17 protein-coding genes are annotated in these 19,232 nt (G+C 65.0%); 7 read left to right on the top strand and 10 right to left on the bottom strand.

Annotation, left to right across the window (positions count from 1 at the left end; translation table 11 throughout):
• Positions 1–2: 2 nt before the first annotated feature.
• Positions 3–479: a 30S ribosomal protein S6 gene (rpsF, locus tag ACOJTD_RS13920; RefSeq protein ID WP_054163428.1), complete on the bottom strand. Its 477-nt coding sequence runs from the start codon at positions 477–479 to the stop codon at positions 3–5.
• A gap of 260 nt (positions 480–739) precedes the next feature.
• Positions 740–1,993, bottom strand: a complete 1,254-nt coding sequence (locus ACOJTD_RS13915) for a diguanylate cyclase domain-containing protein (RefSeq protein ID WP_420133493.1) — start codon at positions 1,991–1,993, stop codon at positions 740–742.
• A gap of 303 nt (positions 1,994–2,296) precedes the next feature.
• Between ACOJTD_RS13915 and fabD the strand changes: the two genes are divergently transcribed.
• The 7 genes from fabD (at position 2,297) to gmk (ending at position 9,043) form a co-directional block, all read left to right on the top strand.
• Positions 2,297–3,256 carry an ACP S-malonyltransferase gene (fabD, locus tag ACOJTD_RS13910; RefSeq protein WP_420133492.1) on the top strand — a complete coding sequence of 320 codons (960 nt, stop codon included), beginning with the start codon at positions 2,297–2,299 and terminating at the stop codon, positions 3,254–3,256.
• 18 nt (positions 3,257–3,274) lie between these two features.
• Positions 3,275–4,012, top strand: coding sequence for a 3-oxoacyl-[acyl-carrier-protein] reductase (gene fabG, locus ACOJTD_RS13905; RefSeq protein WP_420133491.1), 738 nt, complete (start codon positions 3,275–3,277; stop codon positions 4,010–4,012).
• A gap of 293 nt (positions 4,013–4,305) precedes the next feature.
• On the top strand, positions 4,306–4,545 hold the full coding sequence (locus tag ACOJTD_RS13900) for an acyl carrier protein (RefSeq protein ID WP_420133490.1): 240 nt from the start codon (positions 4,306–4,308) through the stop codon (positions 4,543–4,545).
• Between the two features lie 96 nt (positions 4,546–4,641).
• On the top strand, positions 4,642–5,907 hold the full coding sequence (fabF, locus tag ACOJTD_RS13895; protein ID WP_420133489.1) for a beta-ketoacyl-ACP synthase II: 1,266 nt from the start codon (positions 4,642–4,644) through the stop codon (positions 5,905–5,907).
• Between the two features lie 200 nt (positions 5,908–6,107).
• Entirely contained in the window at positions 6,108–7,394 is a 1,287-nt protein-coding gene (mltG, locus tag ACOJTD_RS13890) for an endolytic transglycosylase MltG (RefSeq protein ID WP_420133488.1), read from the top strand.
• Positions 7,395–7,490: 96 nt separating this feature from the next.
• A complete protein-coding gene (locus tag ACOJTD_RS13885) occupies positions 7,491–8,378 on the top strand; it encodes a YicC/YloC family endoribonuclease (protein ID WP_420133487.1) in 888 nt (295 codons plus the stop codon).
• Entirely contained in the window at positions 8,375–9,043 is a 669-nt protein-coding gene (gene gmk, locus ACOJTD_RS13880) for a guanylate kinase (protein WP_420133486.1), read from the top strand. Before ACOJTD_RS13885 ends, gmk begins: the two co-directional genes overlap by 4 nt.
• Before the next feature lie 52 nt (positions 9,044–9,095).
• Here gmk and ACOJTD_RS13875 read toward each other — a convergent pair whose 3' ends face one another.
• The 8 genes from ACOJTD_RS13875 to lptF form a co-directional block, all read right to left on the bottom strand.
• Positions 9,096–10,130, bottom strand: a complete 1,035-nt coding sequence (locus ACOJTD_RS13875) for a hypothetical protein (protein ID WP_420133485.1) — start codon at positions 10,128–10,130, stop codon at positions 9,096–9,098.
• Between the two features lie 167 nt (positions 10,131–10,297).
• Positions 10,298–11,356, bottom strand: coding sequence for an alcohol dehydrogenase (locus ACOJTD_RS13870; protein WP_420133484.1), 1,059 nt, complete (start codon positions 11,354–11,356; stop codon positions 10,298–10,300).
• A gap of 16 nt (positions 11,357–11,372) precedes the next feature.
• Complete coding sequence (rsmA, locus tag ACOJTD_RS13865; RefSeq protein WP_420133483.1) at positions 11,373–12,236, bottom strand: 16S rRNA (adenine(1518)-N(6)/adenine(1519)-N(6))-dimethyltransferase RsmA; 864 nt, start codon at positions 12,234–12,236, stop codon at positions 11,373–11,375.
• On the bottom strand, positions 12,233–13,237 hold the full coding sequence (pdxA, locus tag ACOJTD_RS13860; protein WP_420133482.1) for a 4-hydroxythreonine-4-phosphate dehydrogenase PdxA: 1,005 nt from the start codon (positions 13,235–13,237) through the stop codon (positions 12,233–12,235). The genes rsmA and pdxA overlap by 4 nt, the downstream gene beginning before the upstream one ends.
• 36 nt (positions 13,238–13,273) lie before the next feature.
• Entirely contained in the window at positions 13,274–14,233 is a 960-nt protein-coding gene (locus ACOJTD_RS13855) for a SurA N-terminal domain-containing protein (protein WP_420133481.1), read from the bottom strand.
• Between the two features lie 65 nt (positions 14,234–14,298).
• Positions 14,299–16,794, bottom strand: a complete 2,496-nt coding sequence (locus ACOJTD_RS13850) for an LPS-assembly protein LptD (RefSeq protein ID WP_420133496.1) — start codon at positions 16,792–16,794, stop codon at positions 14,299–14,301.
• 5 nt (positions 16,795–16,799) lie between these two features.
• Positions 16,800–17,885, bottom strand: a complete 1,086-nt coding sequence (lptG, locus tag ACOJTD_RS13845; RefSeq protein ID WP_420133480.1) for an LPS export ABC transporter permease LptG — start codon at positions 17,883–17,885, stop codon at positions 16,800–16,802.
• A gap of 10 nt (positions 17,886–17,895) precedes the next feature.
• Entirely contained in the window at positions 17,896–19,062 is a 1,167-nt protein-coding gene (gene lptF, locus ACOJTD_RS13840; protein ID WP_420133479.1) for an LPS export ABC transporter permease LptF, read from the bottom strand.
• Positions 19,063–19,232 lie beyond the last annotated feature (170 nt).

Raw genomic sequence — 19,232 nt, 5'->3', positions numbered from 1 at the left:
TCTTACTCCTCGGTCGCAGCAGCGGTTTCAGCGTCTTCGCGCGGGCGGCGCGGGCCGCGATCACCACGGAAGCCACCCTCACGATCGCCACGGCCTTCGCGGTCGCCGCGGAAGCCACCCTCACGGGGGCCACGGTCGTCGCGCTCGCGGTCACGATCGGCCTTGCGCATCATCGCCGACGGGCCTTCCTCGTGCTCTTCGACGCGCACGGTCAGGTAGCGGATGATGTCTTCGTTGATGCGCTGCTGGCGCTCGAGCTCGGCGACCACCGCGGAGGGGCCGTCGATGTTGAGCATCACGAAGTGAGCCTTGCGGTTCTTGTTCATGCGGTAGGTGAGGGAGCGGAGGCCCCAGGCTTCGGTCTTGGTGACCTTGCCGCCGAGCCCTTCGATCACACCCGTGAACTGGGTGGTCAGCTCTTCCACCTGCTGTGCACTCGCGTCCTGACGCGCGAGGAAGACATGCTCATAAAGAGGCATGATGGTCCTTTCCATGTTGGCCCAGAACCGGCGGCAAGCCCTTCGAACCCTTCGGAAAGGACTCGACTGCTCAGAAGGCGGAAGCACGGGACGACGGGCCGACTGGCCCTGCCGCATCAAATTCGCCAGAAGGTGAAAATGGTGAGACCGTCCGTTCAGCTCCCGGCCGGGATCTGCGGATGCGCGGGTTATACGGATTTTGGGAGTTCTGGCAAGGTCCGGACGCGATCAAGTCGGCGTCCGGCGCCGGTTTTTAGCGGTCAGGCGCCCGCTCTGGCCCAGATCTTCCGCTCCGAACGATGAACGGGTTCCGGCGCGGGCGCCAGCGGGATTGCGGTCTGGAGCGTGTCGTAATGGACTAGAACGCCTTTTCCACGCCGCTTGGCTTCGTACATCGCGTGATCGGCCGAGCGCAGCAGCGCGTCCGGCGACTGGCCGTCGTCCGGGAAGGTGGCGCTGCCGACGCTGACGCCGATCGTCAGCACACCCGTATTGCCGAGATCGAGCGGCTCGGCGATTCGGGCGATGATGCGCTCGGCCACCGCGGTGGATTCCGCCGCGCTGGTGTCCGGCAGCAGGATGACGAATTCGTCGCCGCCGATCCGGAAGATCAGGTCGCGCTCGCGGACACAGGCGCGCAGCCGTTCCGCGACGGCGACCAGCACGGCATCACCAATCGCGTGGCCGAAGCGGTCGTTGGCGGCCTTGAACCCGTCGAGGTCGAGGCAGAGCACGGTCAGCGGCTGCGGCGCCTGCAGCGACGGGGCGGACGCCATGCGCAGCAGGTCGGAGAAACACTGATGCTGCATCGTGCGGTTGGGCAAGCCGGTGAGCTGATCGTAATTCGCCAGCCATCTGTTTTCCTGCTCGGAGTGAAACAGGTTGAGCAGCACGTCATAATTCTCGAACAGCAGCACCGCCATGCCGAGGATCCAGGCCGGCAGCAACAGGCCGATCAGGTACATGTGCGGGATCGGCGAGACGATCATCGCCACCGTGTAGGGGATCGCCAGAATGCAGATCACCGCAAAGCCGTAGCGTGGCGTGCCGGCGTTGCGTGAGGAAATGCCGCCGGCGAGGCCGGCGACGACCATTCCGGACAGCAGGATCAGCGGCCATTCCCCGGTCATCACACACAGCGTGCAGCCCACCGAGTAACTGACCGCCCAGGCCAGGCCGAGATACAGCGTCATGCCTTTGCTCGGCTGGCCCGCGCTCTGCTTCTTCAGCATATCGAGAAGAGCGACGTAGCGCGCGGCGCCGAAGGCCAGTTCGATCACGACCCAGGCGTAGGCCCATGCCGCGCCCGTCTGCACGGCGGCGATGATCGTCAGAATCGTCGTCGCAACGACCGCCAAAAATAAGGTGCGGCTCTTGGTCTGGCTTTGCAGCAGCAGACGGCGAAAGATCGCGGGCGGCTGCGGATGCGGACCGCTGACGAGCCATTTGATCGCCCACGACGTCACGATCGGATCCGGTGCGTGCGTGTCGATCTGTGGATGGGCGTTGGTCATGCGGCGCATCAAAGGGAAGGCGCTCCTCGTTGTCACCCGGGCATAGCGGAGCAACCCTTGCCGGTAGCCTTTCTTCCCTCGGTCGGCTGCCGACAGGGTAAACAAATTGGCCTCCTTTTCCCTTGGATTGTCCGCGATCGCTGGCCGCTGGTGGAACTCGCCGGCTGGTTTTTTCGTGCGATGCCGCCTCGCTATCGCCTTTCGGAGCATGTGGACCGGAACCGGAGTTTGCGCCGCTCAGCTTGACATCTTCGGCTTGCGGGGTGTCTTTCGGCGCGACTTCAGACAGGTTCAGGAACGCAGATGACGGCAGCATTCACATTCCCCGGGCAGGGCTCCCAGGCGGTCGGCATGGGCAAGGCGCTGGCTGATGCTTTTCCGGCCGCCAAGGCGGTGTTCGACGAGGTCGACGCCGCGCTCGGCGAAAAGCTGACGTCGATCATCTGGGATGGGCCGGCGGAGACGCTGCAACTCACCGAGAATGCCCAGCCGGCCCTGATGGCGGTGTCGCTCGCCACCATGCGAGTACTCGAGAGCGAGGCGGGAATTTCCGTCGGCCGGGATGCCGCTTTCGTTGCCGGCCATTCGCTCGGCGAGTATTCCGCTCTTGCCGCCGCTGGCTCGCTCAGCATCAGCGATACCGCACGGCTGCTGCGGATCCGCGGGCGGGCGATGCAGAAGGCGGTTCCGGTCGGCGTCGGCGCCATGGCGGCGCTGCTCGGGCTCGATTATGAAGCCGCCGTCGCGGTGGCCGAAGAGGCTGCCCAAGGCCAGGTCTGCCAGGCTGCGAACGATAATGGCGGCGGCCAGGTGGTCGTCTCCGGTCACAAGGAAGCGGTCGAGCGCGCGGTCGAGATCGCCAAGGGCAAGGGCGCCAAGCGGGCGATGCTGCTGCCGGTGTCGGCGCCGTTCCACTGCTCGCTGATGCAGCCGGCCGCCGAGGCGATGGCCGAGGCGCTCGGCGGCGTCGCCATCAAGGCGCCGGCCGTGCCGCTGGTCGCCAACGTGCTGGCCAGCCCCATCACCGATCCGGACGAGATTCGCCGTCGGCTGGTCGAGCAGGTCACCGGTACGGTGCGCTGGCGCGAGTCGGTCGGCTACATGGCCGGCCAAGGCGTCACGCGCTTCCTCGAGATCGGCGCCGGCAAGGTTCTCAGCGGCCTGGTGAAGCGGATCGCCGACGGCGCGACCGGCATCGCCATCGGTGGGCCGAACGACATTGCGGCCGCCAAGGATGCCCTCACGGCCGGGCGTTCGGCGTAACCGGCGAAGGAGACGATGATGTTCGATTTGACGGGACGTACCGCGCTGGTCACCGGCGCAACCGGCGGCATCGGCGGTGCGATCGCCCAGGCCCTGCATCAGCAGGGCGCCACGGTGGCGATTTCAGGCACCCGCCGCGAGGCGCTGGACACGCTGGCAGCCAAGCTCGGCGAGCGCGTTCATGTGCTGCCGTGCAATCTGTCGGATGCGGCCGATGTCGAAGCGCTGGTGCCGGCGGCCGCCGAGGCGATGGGACAGCTCGATATTCTGGTGTGCAACGCCGGCATCACCCGGGACAATCTGTTCGTGCAACTGCGCGACGAGGATTGGGATGATGTGATCAGGGTCAACCTGACGGCGACCTTCCGGCTGACGCGCGCCGCCACCAAGCTGATGATGCGCAAGAAGTTCGGCCGTATCATCGCGATTACCTCGGTGGTCGGCGTCACCGGCAATCCGGGGCAGGGCAACTACACGGCGTCGAAGGCGGGACTGATCGGAATGATCAAGACGCTGGGCGCCGAGTATGCCAAGCGCAACGTCACGGCGAACTGCATTGCACCCGGCTTTATCGCAACGCCGATGACCGATGTGCTCAACGACAAGCAGCGCGAAACGATTCTCAGCAAGGTACCCGCCGGAAGGCTCGGCACGCCGGAGGATATCGCGGCTGCGGCCGTTTATCTCAGTTCGAACGAGGCCGCTTACGTCACCGGCCAGACCATCCACGTCAACGGCGGGATGGCGATGATCTGACGCCCGGCTGCAAGTCACGGTGTGGTGGAAACACGGTTGCCATCGCGCCGGAGGCTTGTGGTCAATGCAGCGGAAGTATGATAACCGAAGCCCCGGCGGATAGGCAAAGAAGGCCATTGCAGGATGTCCAAACCCTGTATATTGCCGATGGGGACCTGCCGCTCGGGCGGCGGTTGCGACCTCGGGGACGGGGCAAAATCAGTACACTTCGCGATTGCGGAACTTTAGCGAGTTGACGCACCACGATGGCTCGTATCGTCTGTCGGTCGGGTCGGAACAACGGGGTTTAGAGAATGAGTGAGATTGGCGAGCGGGTTAAGAATATCGTGGTGGAGCACCTCGGTGTCGAACCCGAGAAAGTGGTCGATAGCGCGAGCTTCATCGACGATCTCGGCGCCGACAGCCTCGATACCGTCGAACTCGTGATGGCGTTCGAAGAAGAGTTCGGCTGCGAGATCCCCGACGATGCCGCTGAGACGATCCTCACCGTCGGCGACGCAACCAAGTTCCTTGAGAAGAACGCGAAGAGCTGATCTTCCGCGCGGTTACGATGAAGCCGGCCGGGCCGCATACGAGCGGTCGACCGGCTTCTTGCTTTGGACCGCGCTTTCTGGCCCGGAGTACAGGATATGAGACGTGTCGTCGTCACTGGCCTTGGCATGGTTTCGCCGCTCGGCTGTGGGGTCGATGCGACCTGGAACCGGGTCCTCAACGGCGAAAGCGGCGCTCGCAAGATCGACGCTTTCGACGTGTCCGATATCGCTAGCCAGATCGCCTGCGTTATTCCGCGGGGCGACGGCAGCAACGATACCTTCAATGCTGATCAGTGGATGGAGCCGAAAGACCAGCGCAAGGTCGACGACTTCATCGTCTATGCGATGTGTGCGGCGCGTCAGGCGCTCGACGATGCCAACTGGCATCCGTCGACCGAAGAAGAGCGTTGCGCGTCGGGCGTACTGATCGGCTCCGGCATCGGCGGCCTGCAGGGCATCGCTGAAACCGCGCTGCTTCTGAAAGAGAAGGGCCCGCGCCGGATCTCTCCGTTCTTCATTCCCGGCCGCCTGATCAATCTTGCCTCCGGCTACGTATCGATCGAATTCGGCCTCAAGGGTCCGAACCATTCGGTCGTGACGGCGTGCTCGACCGGCGCACACGCGATCGGCGACGCGTCGCGACTGATCGCGCTCGGCGATGCCGACGTGATGGTGGCAGGTGGTACCGAGTCTCCGATCAGCCGTCTGGCGATGGCCGGCTTCGCGGCCGCGCGTGCATTGTCGACCGGCTTCAACGATGCACCCGAAAAAGCCTCGCGTCCCTACGACAAGGATCGCGACGGTTTTGTGATGGGCGAGGGCGCCGGCGTCGTCGTGCTCGAAGAGTACGAACACGCCAAGGCACGCGGTGCGAAGATTTACGCCGAAGTCGTTGGCTACGGACTGAGCGGTGATGCGTATCACATTACGGCGCCGAGCTCCGACGGCGACGGCGCGTTCCGCTGCATGAGCGCGGCGCTCAAACGCGCCGGCATCGCCGTGTCGGATATCGACTACATCAACGCGCACGGCACTTCGACGCCGCTCGGCGACGAGATCGAACTCGGCGCCGCGCAACGTTTGCTCGGCAATGCTGCGTCGCGCGTCTCGATGTCTTCAACCAAGTCATCGATCGGGCATCTGCTCGGCGCTGCAGGTGCGGTGGAAGCGATCTTCAGCGTGCTGGCGATTCGCGACAACGTCGCGCCGCCGACCATCAATCTCGACAACCCATCGGTCGAGACGGCAATCGACCTCGTGCCTTGGAAGCCGCGCAAGCGCGAAATCAATGTCGCGCTGTCGAACTCATTCGGCTTCGGCGGCACTAACGCATCGTTGATCCTGCAGCGCGTCGCCAACTGACGCGCTGCGAGTATCTTTCAACGTTTCGCCGTAATCCCCGCTAAATGCTACGACATTCGATAATTTGGGGGTATGGTCGGTAGGTCCCGAAGGCCGGACTGATTCAAGTCCGGCTACTGCGCGAATGTCGTGATCTCGAACGCTGATGGTGCGATCTTGCACGGGACCACCCTCGAGACGACAGGAATCAGGTTGCACCGATGAGTGAAAGGCCGCCGATCTCGCCGAGAAGCCCGCGCGCGGCGCTTGAACCGGAGCAACTTCCGCCGCCCCCGAAGCGATCGGACCACGCGCGTAATCCGTTGGTGATCGTCGGCAACGCCATCATCACCATCCTGCTGATCGTGATGCTCGGCGCGGGCGGCATTTACGTTTACGGCAAGCAGAAGATCGAAGCTGCCGGGCCGCTGACCGAAGACAAGATCGTCAACATTCCGCAGCGCGCGGGCCTCGGCGACATCGCCGAGATCCTGCAGCGCGAAGGTGTCATCGAGAACAATCGCTGGGTGTTCATCGGTAGCGTTCTGGCGCTGAAAGCGCGCGCCGATCTGAAGCCCGGCGAGTACGCGTTCCAGAAGAATGCGAGCCTGCGCGACGTCATCGGCACCATCGTCGAGGGCAAGGTCGTGCAGCACGCGGTGACGATCCCGGAGGGACTGACCTCCGAACAAATCGTCGCGCGCCTCTCCGAGAACAACATCTTCACCGGCGGCCTGCGTGAAATTCCGCGCGAAGGAACCTTACTGCCCGAGACCTACAAGTTTCCCCGCGGTACGCAGCGGGAGCAGGTCATCAACCGGATGCAGCAGGCGCAGAAGCGCGTCCTGACCGAAGTCTGGGAACGCCGCAATCCGGATGTTCCGGTCAAGACGCCCGAGCAGTTGGTGACGCTCGCGTCGCTGATCGAAAAGGAAACCAGCAAGCCCGACGAGCGGACCCGCGTCGCCTCGGTGTTCGTCAACCGGCTGCAGAAGAAGATGAAGCTGCAGTCCGATCCGACCATCATCTACGGACTGGTCGGCGGCAAGGGCACGCTGGGACGGCCGATCAAGCGCAGCGAGATCACGCAGCCGTCCCCGTACAACACCTATGTGATCGAGGGCCTGCCGCCCGGGCCGATTTCCAATCCGGGGCGCGCTTCGCTCGAAGCTGCCGCCAACCCGGCACGGACACGCGACTTGTATTTCGTCGCCGACGGCACCGGCGGTCACGCGTTCAGCGACAGCTACGATCAGCACCTGAAGAACGTCGCCAAACTGCGCGCGCAGGAACGCCAGACGCAGAACGACACCGTGGAGCCGGCGGAAGACTCTCAGCCTGCTGCTGCTCCTGCGGCCGCGGCGCCGGACGCGAACGCGTCGGCCGCCACGCCGCCGGCCGCCGCGCCGAAAGCCGGAAAGAACGGTGCGCAGAAAAAGCGCAGCCGCAACGCGCCGGCCAGCCCAGCCGCGCCTGCGGCGACGCCCGGCGCGACCGACCAGGATTAGCCGCGCGGCTGTTCCCTTCGCCCGGGCTGATCGGCTAAGGTCCCCCGCGCGCGTCCGGCGCGAGTCTCAAACAAGTATCTGCGGAGTCGGCCACCAATGTCGTTGTCGAGCATGACTGGTTTTGCGCGTAGCCACGGCAACAGCGGCCCGTATTCGTTCGAGTGGGAATTGAAGTCCGTCAACGCCAAGGGTTTCGATTTCCGGCTGCGGATCCCGCAGGGATGGGACGACATCGAGGCCGACCTTCGCAAGCGCGCGGCCGATGCGTTGTCGCGGGGCACGGTCTACGCCAATCTCACCGTCAAGCGAGCGGACGCCGGTTCGACCGTCCGCATCAACGAAGACGTGCTGACCTCGGTCCTGAAAGTGGCGAGCGAACTGGCCGGGCGCGTCGACGCGGTGGCGCCGAGCATCGACGGCCTGATGGCGATCAAGGGTGTGATCGAGGTCTCGGAGCCGGAAGCGGACGAGGCGGAGGAGAAGGCTGCGCGCAGCGCTGCGGTCGCATCGTTCGCACAGGCTCTCGCCAGTCTGATCGAGATGCGCAAGCGCGAAGGCGCGACGCTCGGCGCCGTGCTGACGCAGCGGCTCGACGAAATCGAAAGCCTGGCGAAGAAGGCCGAGGCCGCGCCCGGCCGCAAGCCGGAGGCGATCAAGGCGCGTCTCGCGGAGCAGGTCGCGGCGCTGCTGGAGACATCGGAGCGGTTCGACGCCGACCGGCTGCATCAGGAAGCGATCATGATCGCGACCAAGGCCGACATTCGCGAAGAGCTCGACCGCATCGCCTCGCATGTGGCGCAGGCGCGCGAGATGCTGAGCAAGGGCGGGGCGGTCGGCCGCCGGCTGGACTTCCTGTCCCAGGAGTTTAACCGCGAGGTCAACACCTGCTGCTCCAAGTCGATCGACCTCGAACTCACCAATACCGGACTGGCGATGAAGAACGTCGTCGAGCAGTTCCGCGAGCAGGTACAGAATCTGGAATGAGCATAACGGACGCGGCGACAGCGAGCTTGAACGGCGTCGAACGGCGCGGACTGATGTTCGTGCTGTCGTCGCCCTCGGGTGCCGGCAAGACCACGCTGTCGCGGATGCTGGTGAAGGAAGCAGCGAGCCTGCAGATGTCGGTGTCGGCGACGACGCGGCCGATGCGACCGGGCGAGGTCGAGGGCCGCGATTACTACTTCGTCGATCGGCCGAAGTTCGATGCGATGGTGGCTGCCGGCGAGTTCCTGGAATGGGCCAACGTCTTCGACAATTGCTACGGCACGCCGAAGGCGCCGGTCGAAGCCGCGCTCGCTGCGGGGCGTGACGTGCTGTTCGACATCGATTGGCAGGGCACACAGCAACTCCGCAGCCATGCACCCAACGACGTCGTCAGCGTCTTCGTTCTGCCGCCCTCGGTGCAGGCGCTGGAGCATCGGCTGCACACGCGTGCGCAGGATTCCGACGAGGTCATCCACGGCCGAATGAAGAAGGCCGGCGACGAGATGAGCCACTACGACGCGTACGACTACATCGTCGTCAACGACAATGTCGGCATCGCTTTCGAGTCGGTGAAGGCGATCCTGCGCGCCGAGCAGCTCAAGCGCGAGCGCCAGATCGGCATCGACGCCTTCGTCCGCGACATGCGCCGCGAACTCGAACGCTGAGCTCAAACGACAAGGCCGCGGGGGTGCCGCGGCCTTATGAATCCCGTGAGCTTCAGGCCGCCGGACGTTTCTGCGCTCGCGCCAGCAACTCCTCGATCTCATCGCCGTCATGGTGGTCGGCGACGACGGCGGTCTGCCGTTGCCGCGCCGCCTGAATCCAGGACGGCGGTTCAATCGGCTGCATCGGCGGTGACAGATCGAGGTCCTGCGTCAGACGTTCGCCGGCGACATCACGCTTGGCCGACTTGGCTGCAGCGCTCCACAGGTCGGGCCGACCGGTGGGATCGCGGCGGATGGCCGGCTCGCGCCGGCCGAGCTTCAACAGTCCTCCGACGATCAGTCCGGCGAGCGCCAGCGCGGCGAGCAGCGCAGCGATCAGCGTGGTCGCGGACTCGGCGGTGGCCAGCGCAGCGGTCGCCGGCGAGCCGCCCTTGGCGATCGCGGCCTGGGCGGCGGTGCGCAGCTTGGTCGAAGCTTCGCTTGTCGAAGCGGCCGCCGTCGCATCGCTGGCGTGAGCATCTGCCCAGCGCTGATCAACCGGGGATGATTGCGTGCCGTCGATCTGAGCGCCCGATTGAGCCCCAGTTTGCGGTGTGTTTGCCGGATCGGCGGACGGCAAGGGCGCCGGAAACTGCGTGGCGGAGTCCTGCGCGGCAGCATCGCGAAGAGGCGCAGGCTCGGGCACTTCGGCACGCGCATTGGCGACAGAGGGGTGCAGCGGCGGAGCCGCGTTGCGCGTGAGCCTCGGGGCCGGATTGGCGGCAGCGACGGGGGCCGCAGTCGGATCGGCGGAAGCGGTTTCACTGGTCGGCGCGGGGGCGTTGGACGACGTTTCGGTGCCGCCGGGCGTCGAGTCGGAGCTGGCGACCGCCGTGGATGAGCCGTCCTTCGCGCGGACGTACCAGCAGTTACGTTTGTTCGCGTGATCGGTCCGGTAGAACCAGTGGCTGCCCGCGGGAGCCGGGCCTTTGGGAGCGGCGAGGCATTCGCCGGCTTCGGCGCGCGGCGCCGTCAGCGCGGTGAAAGCGAGGCTCGTGGCAAGTCCGACGCCGGCGGCGCAAAGGATCTTGACGGTTTGCTGGCGCATGGCATCCCCCGATCGTGACGCGGTAACGGAAACTTAGCTTTCCGTGTTCTCCGCAAGAATTGGGGTCGCAATAAGCCGCAAATCCGGTGGGGGTTTGACAATTGAGGCCTGCATTGCGGGCTCGCGGAACCCGCAATGCAGATATCGCTGCGTCGAGGTCGGCTGCCTCAGTTCGTCAGCATGATGCGACCGACGACCTTGCCGGCGCGGAGCTGATCGATCCACTTCTGCGCGTCCTGCATCGGCTCTTCCTTCATCGGCGTCGGCTTGACCTTGCCGGCGCGCGCCAGCGCGAGCAGTTCCTTGGTCTCTTCGAGCGTGCCGACCATGAAGCCTTCGACGGTCATGCGCTTGTAGATCCACTGCACCATCGGCAGGGAGAATTCGCCGCCCATCAGGCCGGAGACGACAACCTTGCCGCCGCGTGCCACGGTGCTGACCGCAAAGTTCATCGACTTGTCGTTGCCGGCAAAATCGACGACGCCGTCGAAGCCGCCATCGGTCTCTTTGAAGATCCGCTTGGCGACGTCGGGCTCGGACGGATCGTAGGCCACGGCGGCACCGTTCTTGAGCGCTGCTTCACGTGCCGCCGGGCTGAGGTCGGCGACCGCGATCGGCTGCTTGAACATCGCCTGTGCGAGCGACAGGCCCATCATGCCGACGCCGCCGAGGCCGATCAGCAGCAGGTTGCGCTGGCGCGGACGATCGACCAGGCGCTTCAGCGCGCCGTAGGCGGTGATGCCCGAGCACATCAGCGTCGCGGCGACGTTGGTCGGCAGCGGATCGTAGTCCAGCAAGTACTTCGCGTCCGGCACCAGCACATGCGTGGCGAAGCCACCGTCGATCGAGACGCCGAGAAAACGGTTGCGGGCGCAGAGGTTCTCGTCGCCGGCGAGACAGTCGCGGCACTTGCCGCAACCGATCCAGGGAAACACCGCCTTCTTGGTGCCGATCAGCTCCTTCGGCGCATCGGGGCCGACTTCGGCGACGACGCCGGCGATCTCGTGGCCAAGCGTGAAGGGCAGCGTCATGCCGCGCGTGGTGTCGAGCTTCTTGCCGCCGCCGAGATCGGCGTAGCCGTCCTGAATATGCAGATCGGAATGACACAGACCGCAGCGCTCGATCTTGACCAGTACTTCGCGGCCCTGCGGCTTCGGCGTGTCGACGATGGTCTCGCACAGCGGGGCTGCGAATTTCACCAAGGACTGGCGGCGCATCTGCATCATGGCGATTTCTCTCCCTTCAGGATGTGTTCTTGTGGTTCCGTATATCGGCCAATTCATTGGCCATGGCAACAAAGCCCGAGATCGGGACAGTTTCGGCGCGGCGCGTCGGATCGACGCCCGCGGCGGCCGCGAGCCGCGCCGGATCGACCCCGAGCGATTTCAGGCTTTGCCGCAGCATCTTGCGGCGTTGGCCGAAGGCGGTGGCGGCGACCTGCTCGAGCGCGGCCCGATCGCACGGCTCCGGTGCCGCACGCGGTGTCAGGCGCACTACGGTCGAGGTGACCTTCGGCGGCGGCACGAAAGCCGAGGGCGCGATGTCGAACAGCATGCCGGTCTCGCAACGCCAGTTCGACAGCACCGCGAGCCGTCCATAGGCGTCGTCGTCTTCGCGGGCGACGATGCGCTGCGCGACCTCGCGCTGAAACATCAGCACCATCATCTCGTACCAAGGCGGCCACGGCTCGGCGCACAGCCAGCCGATCAGCAAAGGCGTCGCGATGTTGTAGGGCAGGTTGGCGACGATGCGCGCTTTGCTGTCGCCCAGCATCGGACGCGGATCGAACTCCAGCGCGTCGGCACAGACGATGTCGAGCCGGCCGGGATAATGCGCGGCGATTTCCTCGAGCGCACCGAGCGCGCGCTCGTCACGCTCGATCGCGATCACGCGCCGGGCGCCGCTCGCAAGTAGCGCCCGCGTCAGCCCGCCCGGTCCCGGGCCAATCTCGATCACCGTGGCGCCGTCGAGCGGGCCGGCGGCGCGGGCGATACGCGAGGTGAGGTTGAGGTCGAGCAGGAAGTTCTGGCCGAGCGACTTCTTGGCGGCGAGATCGTGCCGACGGATGACGTCGCGCAGCGGCGGCAGATCGTCGATCGCGCTCATCCGCGTCGCGCGTCCGCCATACGGGCTGCGAGCTTCAACGCCGCGATCAGGCTCGACGGATCGGCGCGGCCGGTGCCGGCGATATCGAACGCGGTGCCGTGATCGGGCGAGGTGCGGATGAAAGGCAGGCCGAGCGTGACGTTGACGCCCTCGTCGAACGCGATGGTCTTGATCGGGATCAGCGCCTGGTCGTGGTACATGCAGATCGCACAGTCGTAGCGCTTGCGTGCGGCGGCGTGGAACATCGTATCGGCCGGCAGCGGACCGCGCGCGTCGATGCCGTCACGGCGCAGGATGTCGACCGCAGGTGCGACGATGCTGCGATCCTCAGTACCGAGCGAGCCGTCCTCGCCGGCATGCGGATTGAGACCAGCGATGGCCAACCGCGGCGTTGCGATCCCGAGGCGGCTCTGCAGGTCGCGGACCACGATTCGCGTGGTGGAGACGATCATCTCGGTGGTGAGTTGTGCGATCGCGTCGCGCAGCGAGACGTGAATCGTCACTGGCACGACCGCAAGGCTGGGACACCACAGCATCATGACCGGCTGCGGCGCGGGGCCGTTGTCGCGCGCCAGTTCGGCGAGGAATTCGGTGTGGCCGGGATGCGCGAAGCCGGCCTGATACAACACGCTCTTGGCGATCGGGTTGGTGACGATCGCGGCCGCGCGGCCGCTTTGCACGTCATCAACCGCACTGCGGATCGCCGCGATCGCGGCGGCGGCGCTGGTGTCGTCCGGCTTACCGGGCGCGGCCGTCGCGATATGACCGGTGGCGACAACGGGGAGGGCGCGGGCGAACGTGACGGACGCATCCTCGATCGCGACCTCGGCGATCGGAATTTCGACGCCGAGTGCATGCGCGCGGCGTGCGATGCAGGCGACATCGCCGCGCAGGTAGAACGCAGGAAGCTGCGCCGCGTCGCGACGCAGCCAAGCTGCGATGGTGACGTCCGGGCCGATGCCCGCGGGTTCGCCGAGCGACAGGGCTAGAGGCTTGATCATGTCTGTCCGTCCGCCGCCCCGCGGCTGCGGCATCCGTTAGCGGCTGCTGCGGCCCGCATCCGCTCCGCCACGATACTCGATCATCGCGGCAGCGCGCACCTCGCGCAAATAGTCTTTCGACTTCGCCAAGAACTTCTCGGCGAACATCTTGTCGCGAATCTCGCGCTTCTTCGGCGTATCGGCGGTGGTCGGCTTGCGGCTGCACAGCGCCACCATTTCGATGCCCTGCCGGGTCGCTTCCGGTGCGGTCAACTGGCCCACCGGCGTCTTGTCGAGGATATCGCGAAGCGCCGGCGGCAGGTCGGCCGAGGTCTTCACCACCATACTGCGGATCGCGGCGTTGGGCAGCGCCTTGAAGATGCGGTCGGCGTCCTCGCAGCTCTGGACGCGGCTGCGCAGCGACTCGGCTTCCTTGCGGCGCGCTTCCATGGCGCCGCCGTCGGAACTGCGCGACACGATCAGCACGATCGGGCGCATCTGATACTCGAAGCTCTCGGTGCTGCCCTTGTCGCCGCCGCCCGCAGCCGCGAGCTGGGCCTGGATGTCCTTCTCGCCGACCAGCAGGCTGTCCTTGAAGCGGCCCCGCACCAAGCTCGTCCAGACCATGTCGGCCCTAATCTTGGACTTCAGGGTTTCGGCGCGAATGCCCTGACCGGCCAGCATTTTCGTCATCTGGTCCGGCGTCATTCGCATCCGCGAGCTCATGCTCGAGAACGACGACTCGATTTCGGAGTCGCTCGGATTGACGCCGTACTTCTTGGCTTCGCGGATCTTCACTTTTTCGTCGATCAGCTCGTCCAGGATCTGCTGGCGGCTACGCGACTGGTGCGACAGCCTGTCCAGGCGAGAGCGCTGGTCGATGTCGAAATTGGTGATGGGTTCGCCGTTGACCATGACCGCGACGCTCTGCGCGCGCGCGACGCCGGTTCCGCCGCCCGTTATCGCCGCACAGACCAGCGCAGCGCCGAGAATGCGAAAGAAAAGCTTCGTCGTCATGGGTCGCGTGTGCCTCCCAGCCGATGTGTGTTGTTCGGAGTGGGGTTGCCCCCGGCTGTGCGGCGCTATTGAAGGCCGCTCGATGCGCCGGAGACGCTCTGCTGCATCGCGCTCATGCCGATGGTGCGCAATCCGATCTGCAGCATCACCGAATGATTGAGCGTCGGCGTGGTTCCGTAGTTGGTGTACGCGTAGCCGGTCACGTAATTCAGCGCGAGGACGAAGCAATCGTCCACGTAACCGGCACCCACGATATACTGGTTGATGCGGTTCGCCTCAAGGTCCCAGCGAGCGCCGCCCGACACGACCCAGTTCGACGCGACCTTCACCGAGCCGGTCGTCAGGATGCCCTGACGGCGCGTGAGGAAGCCCAGATCGGGCTGCGCCGCGTAGCTGCCGTAGATGGTGCTGATCGACCAGCGGTTGAACGACGCGGAAGCCTCGGCTTCGAACCGGTTGACCGCGCCGGTGGCTTCGTCGAACCGCGCCCGGGTCGTGAACTTGTAGGTCGAGTTCGGCGAATACGACACGCGCGCCACGTAGTCGGAGCGGGTGGTAGCGAGGCCGGAATCGAGGCCCGTATTGGTGATGTCCTTCACCGCATACGAGTTCATGCCGAACAGCTGGTAGGACTGGCCGAACAGCACGTTGATCGAGCCGCCGCGGTCGAACTGCGTGGTGGCCTGAATGCCCACATTGGCGCGGCCGCCGCCTTCGACGCGGTCGTATCCGGAGAACTTGTCGACGCTGAACAGATTGCTGGTGTCGAACACCATGCTCTGCGCGTCTTCGTTCGGCAGCTTGCCCGCATAGGTTTCATTGGGGCGGATGATGACCTGAGCGATCGGCTCGATCGTCGTGGTGCCCCACGGCTGCACGTTGATGAACGGATAGCGATATTCCATGCCGACCGTCGGCATCACCCGGAAAGCCTGAGTGTCGCCGACCGGCAGATAGTTGGACACGCCGGGCTGGTTCGAGATCGACGAGTCGATCGCGTCCGCGCGCAGCGAGGCGAACGGGGTCCAGATCTGGCCCCAGGAGTCGGTGAACGACCGGCGCCATTGCCCTTCGAACGTGGCGCGGGTGTAGGTGCCCGGAATGCCACGCAGCAGGCAGCTCGACGGCAGGCGTGCGGCCGGATCTGCCGACGTGTTCAGGCACAGCCCCGAGGTGTTCGCGATCGTCGTGATCGGATCGAACTGCGCGGTCTGCCGGCTCAGGCTGGTGAAGTTGGTCTTGTAGCTGAACTCGCCGCCGAAGATGTTGTGATCGAGGGTCTTGTTGTAGTCCAGCACCGGGTGGATGACCGGGATCTGCCCCTGAATGTCGGCAGCCGCCCATCCGAGATAATGGATCGCGCGCAGGTCGAAATACGAGCGATTGCCGACGCCCGTCAGATAGATCTGCGAAGTCGCTTCGGTGGTCTGGTTGAGGAACGTGCCCCAGCTGTCGCGATACTGCGACAGACGGTAGTCCAGGAAGAAGGCGCGGTCGGAGAGCAGCACGCCCTCCCAGCCGAACACCCACTTGTCGTTGAGGGCAAACTGGCCTTGCGTATCGACGCCGCCGCGGAAGTTGCGGTCGCCGGGCTGACCCGAGAACGCCGACGGATCGCTCTGGCTGATGCCGTACGCACGGATCTGATAGGCGCCGTTCAGCAGTTGCTGACGGAATTCGGCCTGCATCAGCACGCCTTGCTTGGTCGTGATGCGCGGCGTCAGGGTCAGGTCGTAGTCGGGGGCGAGCGCCCAATAGAACGGGACTTCGAAGCCAACGCCGAAGGTGCTGTTCGACGTCAGGAACGGCATCAGGAAGCCGGTCTTGCGCTTCACCGTCGGGTCGGGCGTCGAGAAATACGGCAGATAGGCCATCGGAACGCCGAAGAATTCGAGCTGGGCGTTCTCGAAATACAGCATCTTGTCGGTCTGATCGTGGATGATCCGGGCGCCCTTGACCTGCCACAGCGGGGGCTTCTTCGGATCGTCCTTACACGGCGCGCAGGCCGTGTAGACGCCGTTCTGGAACACGTTGTAGTCGCCGTCGGTGCGATCGGCGCGCGACGCGGCGATGCGCGTGTCCTCGGCAGTATCGACGCGCAGCGAATCGACGAAACCGTCGCGGTAGTCGTCGCTGAGGTCGATCATGTTGGCATAGGTGATGCGGCCGGTCGCGTCCGTCATCCGGACGTTGCCCTCGGCCCGCAAGCGCTTGGTGTTCTGGTCGTAGACCAGCCGGTCGGCCTCAACGGAGGTGCCGTTGTAGAACATCTGCACGTTGCCGACGGCCGACACGCGCTTGTTGTTGTAGTCGTAATTGACCTCAGTCGCCTGCACGAGCATTTGCCCGTTATTCGCCGCCTGGGGCGGGCGAGGGCGGGCAGGGCGCGGATTATAGGTGTACGCCTGCGCGTCGGCCGACGAGATCGTCGCCAGATCGGCGGCACCGGCGAGCAGCAGCACGCCGAGCGGGATCGCGCAGCTTGCCATGAGCGAACGCTTACGGCGCACGATGGTGCGCCGCCGCGAAAACGGCAGCAAATCGCGGAGGGCGGCGATCATGGCCACTACCCGTCCTCCTGGTACAGCAAGGCTAAAAATCCAGCGAGACCGCCCACACACACGGGCAACCACGCCGCAGCAAGCGGATGCATCAACTCAGCCTTGCTCAAGTCCTCAGTCACTTTCGACAGGATATAGAGCAGAAAGCCTGCCCCCACGCCACTCAAAACCATCTTTTGCACGCCGCCGAAACGGAAGAATCGCAAGCTGACAGAAGCAGCTAGCATGACCATCGCAGCCAGCAAAAACGGCTTTGCCAAGAGCTTATGATACTGCAGCCGGTATCCTGAGGTCGCAAAGCCGGAGCTTTCGGACGCTTTGATGTATGACGGAAGTTGCCAAAATGACACACTTTCCGGGGTGGCAAAGCTGTTGCGGACCTGAGCCAGCGTCAGCGCTGTGGGCAACTTCAGGGTGTCCTGCTGCACCGGCGCGTCGTCGAGCGTGTAGCGGCGCACGTCTTTCAACAGCCAATAGCCGGGTTCGAGCACGGCTTCCCGGGCTTCGATTCGGTCCTTGAACTGGAAGTCGGGTTCGAAGCGGAAGACGCTGATGCCCGACAACACCGCGCCCTGCTGCTGGCTGCGGGCCGCGTTGATGATCGCCTGACCTTCCGGGCTCACTTGATTCATCCAGAACCCGTTGGCGTCCTGTAGGCTGCCGGAGCCTTGGCCGAACAGTTCGGCTTCCATCTGCTTGGCGCGCTCCTGCATGTAGGCCGACATCGGATTGAACACGATGCTGGCGAACACGCCGAGTGCGAGCGCGCTCCACAGCGCCGGCGAGATGAACTGCCAGGCCGACAGACCGGCGGCGCGCGCGATGACCAGTTCGAGGCGGCGCGACAGCGCCAGGTAGCAGGTCATGGCGCCGATCAGAATGCAGAACGGCAGCAGCCGCTCGAGCAATTGCGGCACGCGATAGAACGAAGCCTGGGCGATGGTCAGTGCCGACACCGCGAGGCCGCCGGCGCGGCGGAGCAGGTCGATGTAATCGACGAACACCAGCAGCACGAACAGCCCGAAAAATACACCGAGGGCAGAGATGACGAACCGGGCAGCGAGGTAGCGTCCGAGCGTGTTCAACACCATGGCGTGCTCCTCAGGCCGGCATCGGACGCCGGACGAGCCGGCTCAGCGAGGCGGTGAGGGCATTGAGCGCGTCGACAAGTTTGGCGGGCGGCTCGATCACGACGTTTCGGCGGATCAGCCAGACGCTGAGGGCGATCGCCACGATCAGCAACAGATACTGCAGGCCCGCGACATAAGGAGTCTGATTGGCGATGACCGACAGCGCGAATCCGGCCAGCCGCACCACGAAGGCGGACAGCACCGCGCCGATCATCGAGAAATTGCGGCTCTGACGGGTGGTGCGCGCGAGACCGAGGAACGCGAAGGTCACCGCAGCGAAGAAGAACGGATAGATCGGCGCCAGCAGACGGTCGTGCATTTCCGAGCGGAACTGCGTCGGCAGCTGCTTCAGCAGCGGATCGTTGGGATCCGGCCACATCAGCTCCCAAAGATAATGCTCGCGAATGCCGTAGGCGACGTCTCGGGCGCGAGAGAATTTCGACATGTCGAACGCATAGCGGCTGAACGCCACCAGCGCCGGCTCCTGCTGACCCGCCTGGAATCGCTCGAGGTGGCCGTCTTCGAGCACCAGGAACGAGCCTTCATTGTTCTTCAGCACCGTACCGTGATCGGCGATGATGCTGACGCGGTCGTTGGGATCGCGGCGGTCGTCGATGAATACGCCGACCAGCAGCCCGCCGGGCTGGCGCTCGCGGACCCGAATCGTGAGATTCTGCTCGAGCTGCGCGAAGCGGCCGGGCTGCAGCACGTTGGCGAGCACGTCGGCGGTGATCTCGCTGTCCCATCGGGCGATCCGGCGCAGGCCGTCGGGCGCGATGTAGGCGCCGATCAGGATGACGATCGCCGATACGACGAGCGTGGCGTAAACAAAGGGGCGGAACAGCCGCAGCGGCGACAGCCCAGCGGCGTTCATCACGATGATCTCGGAATCGGTGGCGAGGCGGTTCAGCGTGTGCGCCACCGCGATCATCAGTGCGATCGGGGCGATCACGAGAATCAGCACCGGCACGGCGAGGCCGGTCAGGCCCAGGAAGGTCAGGATGGTCTGGCCCTGGCTGGTCATCAGGTCGATGCCGCGCAACGCCTGGGTAATCCAGATCACGCCGGTGAGACTGGCCATCACCACCGCAAACGACGTCAGAGTCGTGCGGAATATATAGCTATCGATGGAGCCCATCGGCCGGCGAATTCCCCTAGACCCGGATGATTGCCGCCAGGACCCGAAACCGAGTCCTCCCCAGGCGGCCAACCTCGCGGGCTATCCCACGATCGCATTACCATCTATCTGATCTGTCAACAAAATGGCTGACCGACGGCGGCTTCTGGACATGGTTAATCTTGCCCGAC

The organism is Rhodopseudomonas sp. (assembly GCF_048594845.1).
In the GTDB taxonomy this organism is placed as follows: Bacteria; Pseudomonadota; Alphaproteobacteria; order Rhizobiales; family Xanthobacteraceae; genus Rhodopseudomonas.
This window is presented reverse-complemented; position numbering and strand designations above follow the sequence as displayed.

Bases quoted from the DNA above. Each gene is read 5' to 3' on its own strand.
- ACOJTD_RS13855 (WP_420133481.1), bottom strand. From the start codon at position 14,233: ATGACGACGAAGCTTTTCTTTCGCATTCTCGGCGCTGCGCTGGTCTGT.
- fabF (WP_420133489.1), top strand. From the start codon at position 4,642: ATGAGACGTGTCGTCGTCACTGGCCTTGGCATGGTTTCGCCGCTCGGC.
- ACOJTD_RS13870 (WP_420133484.1), bottom strand. From the start codon at position 11,356: ATGATGCAGATGCGCCGCCAGTCCTTGGTGAAATTCGCAGCCCCGCTG.
- gmk (WP_420133486.1), top strand. From the start codon at position 8,375: ATGAGCATAACGGACGCGGCGACAGCGAGCTTGAACGGCGTCGAACGG.
- ACOJTD_RS13900 (WP_420133490.1), top strand. From the start codon at position 4,306: ATGAGTGAGATTGGCGAGCGGGTTAAGAATATCGTGGTGGAGCACCTC.
- ACOJTD_RS13885 (WP_420133487.1), top strand. From the start codon at position 7,491: ATGTCGTTGTCGAGCATGACTGGTTTTGCGCGTAGCCACGGCAACAGC.
- ACOJTD_RS13850 (WP_420133496.1), bottom strand. From the start codon at position 16,794: ATGATCGCCGCCCTCCGCGATTTGCTGCCGTTTTCGCGGCGGCGCACC.
- pdxA (WP_420133482.1), bottom strand. From the start codon at position 13,237: ATGATCAAGCCTCTAGCCCTGTCGCTCGGCGAACCCGCGGGCATCGGC.
- ACOJTD_RS13915 (WP_420133493.1), bottom strand. From the start codon at position 1,993: ATGACCAACGCCCATCCACAGATCGACACGCACGCACCGGATCCGATC.
- ACOJTD_RS13875 (WP_420133485.1), bottom strand. From the start codon at position 10,130: ATGCGCCAGCAAACCGTCAAGATCCTTTGCGCCGCCGGCGTCGGACTT.
- rpsF (WP_054163428.1), bottom strand. From the start codon at position 479: ATGCCTCTTTATGAGCATGTCTTCCTCGCGCGTCAGGACGCGAGTGCA.
- mltG (WP_420133488.1), top strand. From the start codon at position 6,108: ATGAGTGAAAGGCCGCCGATCTCGCCGAGAAGCCCGCGCGCGGCGCTT.
- lptF (WP_420133479.1), bottom strand. From the start codon at position 19,062: ATGGGCTCCATCGATAGCTATATATTCCGCACGACTCTGACGTCGTTT.
- rsmA (WP_420133483.1), bottom strand. From the start codon at position 12,236: ATGAGCGCGATCGACGATCTGCCGCCGCTGCGCGACGTCATCCGTCGG.
- fabD (WP_420133492.1), top strand. From the start codon at position 2,297: ATGACGGCAGCATTCACATTCCCCGGGCAGGGCTCCCAGGCGGTCGGC.
- lptG (WP_420133480.1), bottom strand. From the start codon at position 17,885: ATGGTGTTGAACACGCTCGGACGCTACCTCGCTGCCCGGTTCGTCATC.
- fabG (WP_420133491.1), top strand. From the start codon at position 3,275: ATGTTCGATTTGACGGGACGTACCGCGCTGGTCACCGGCGCAACCGGC.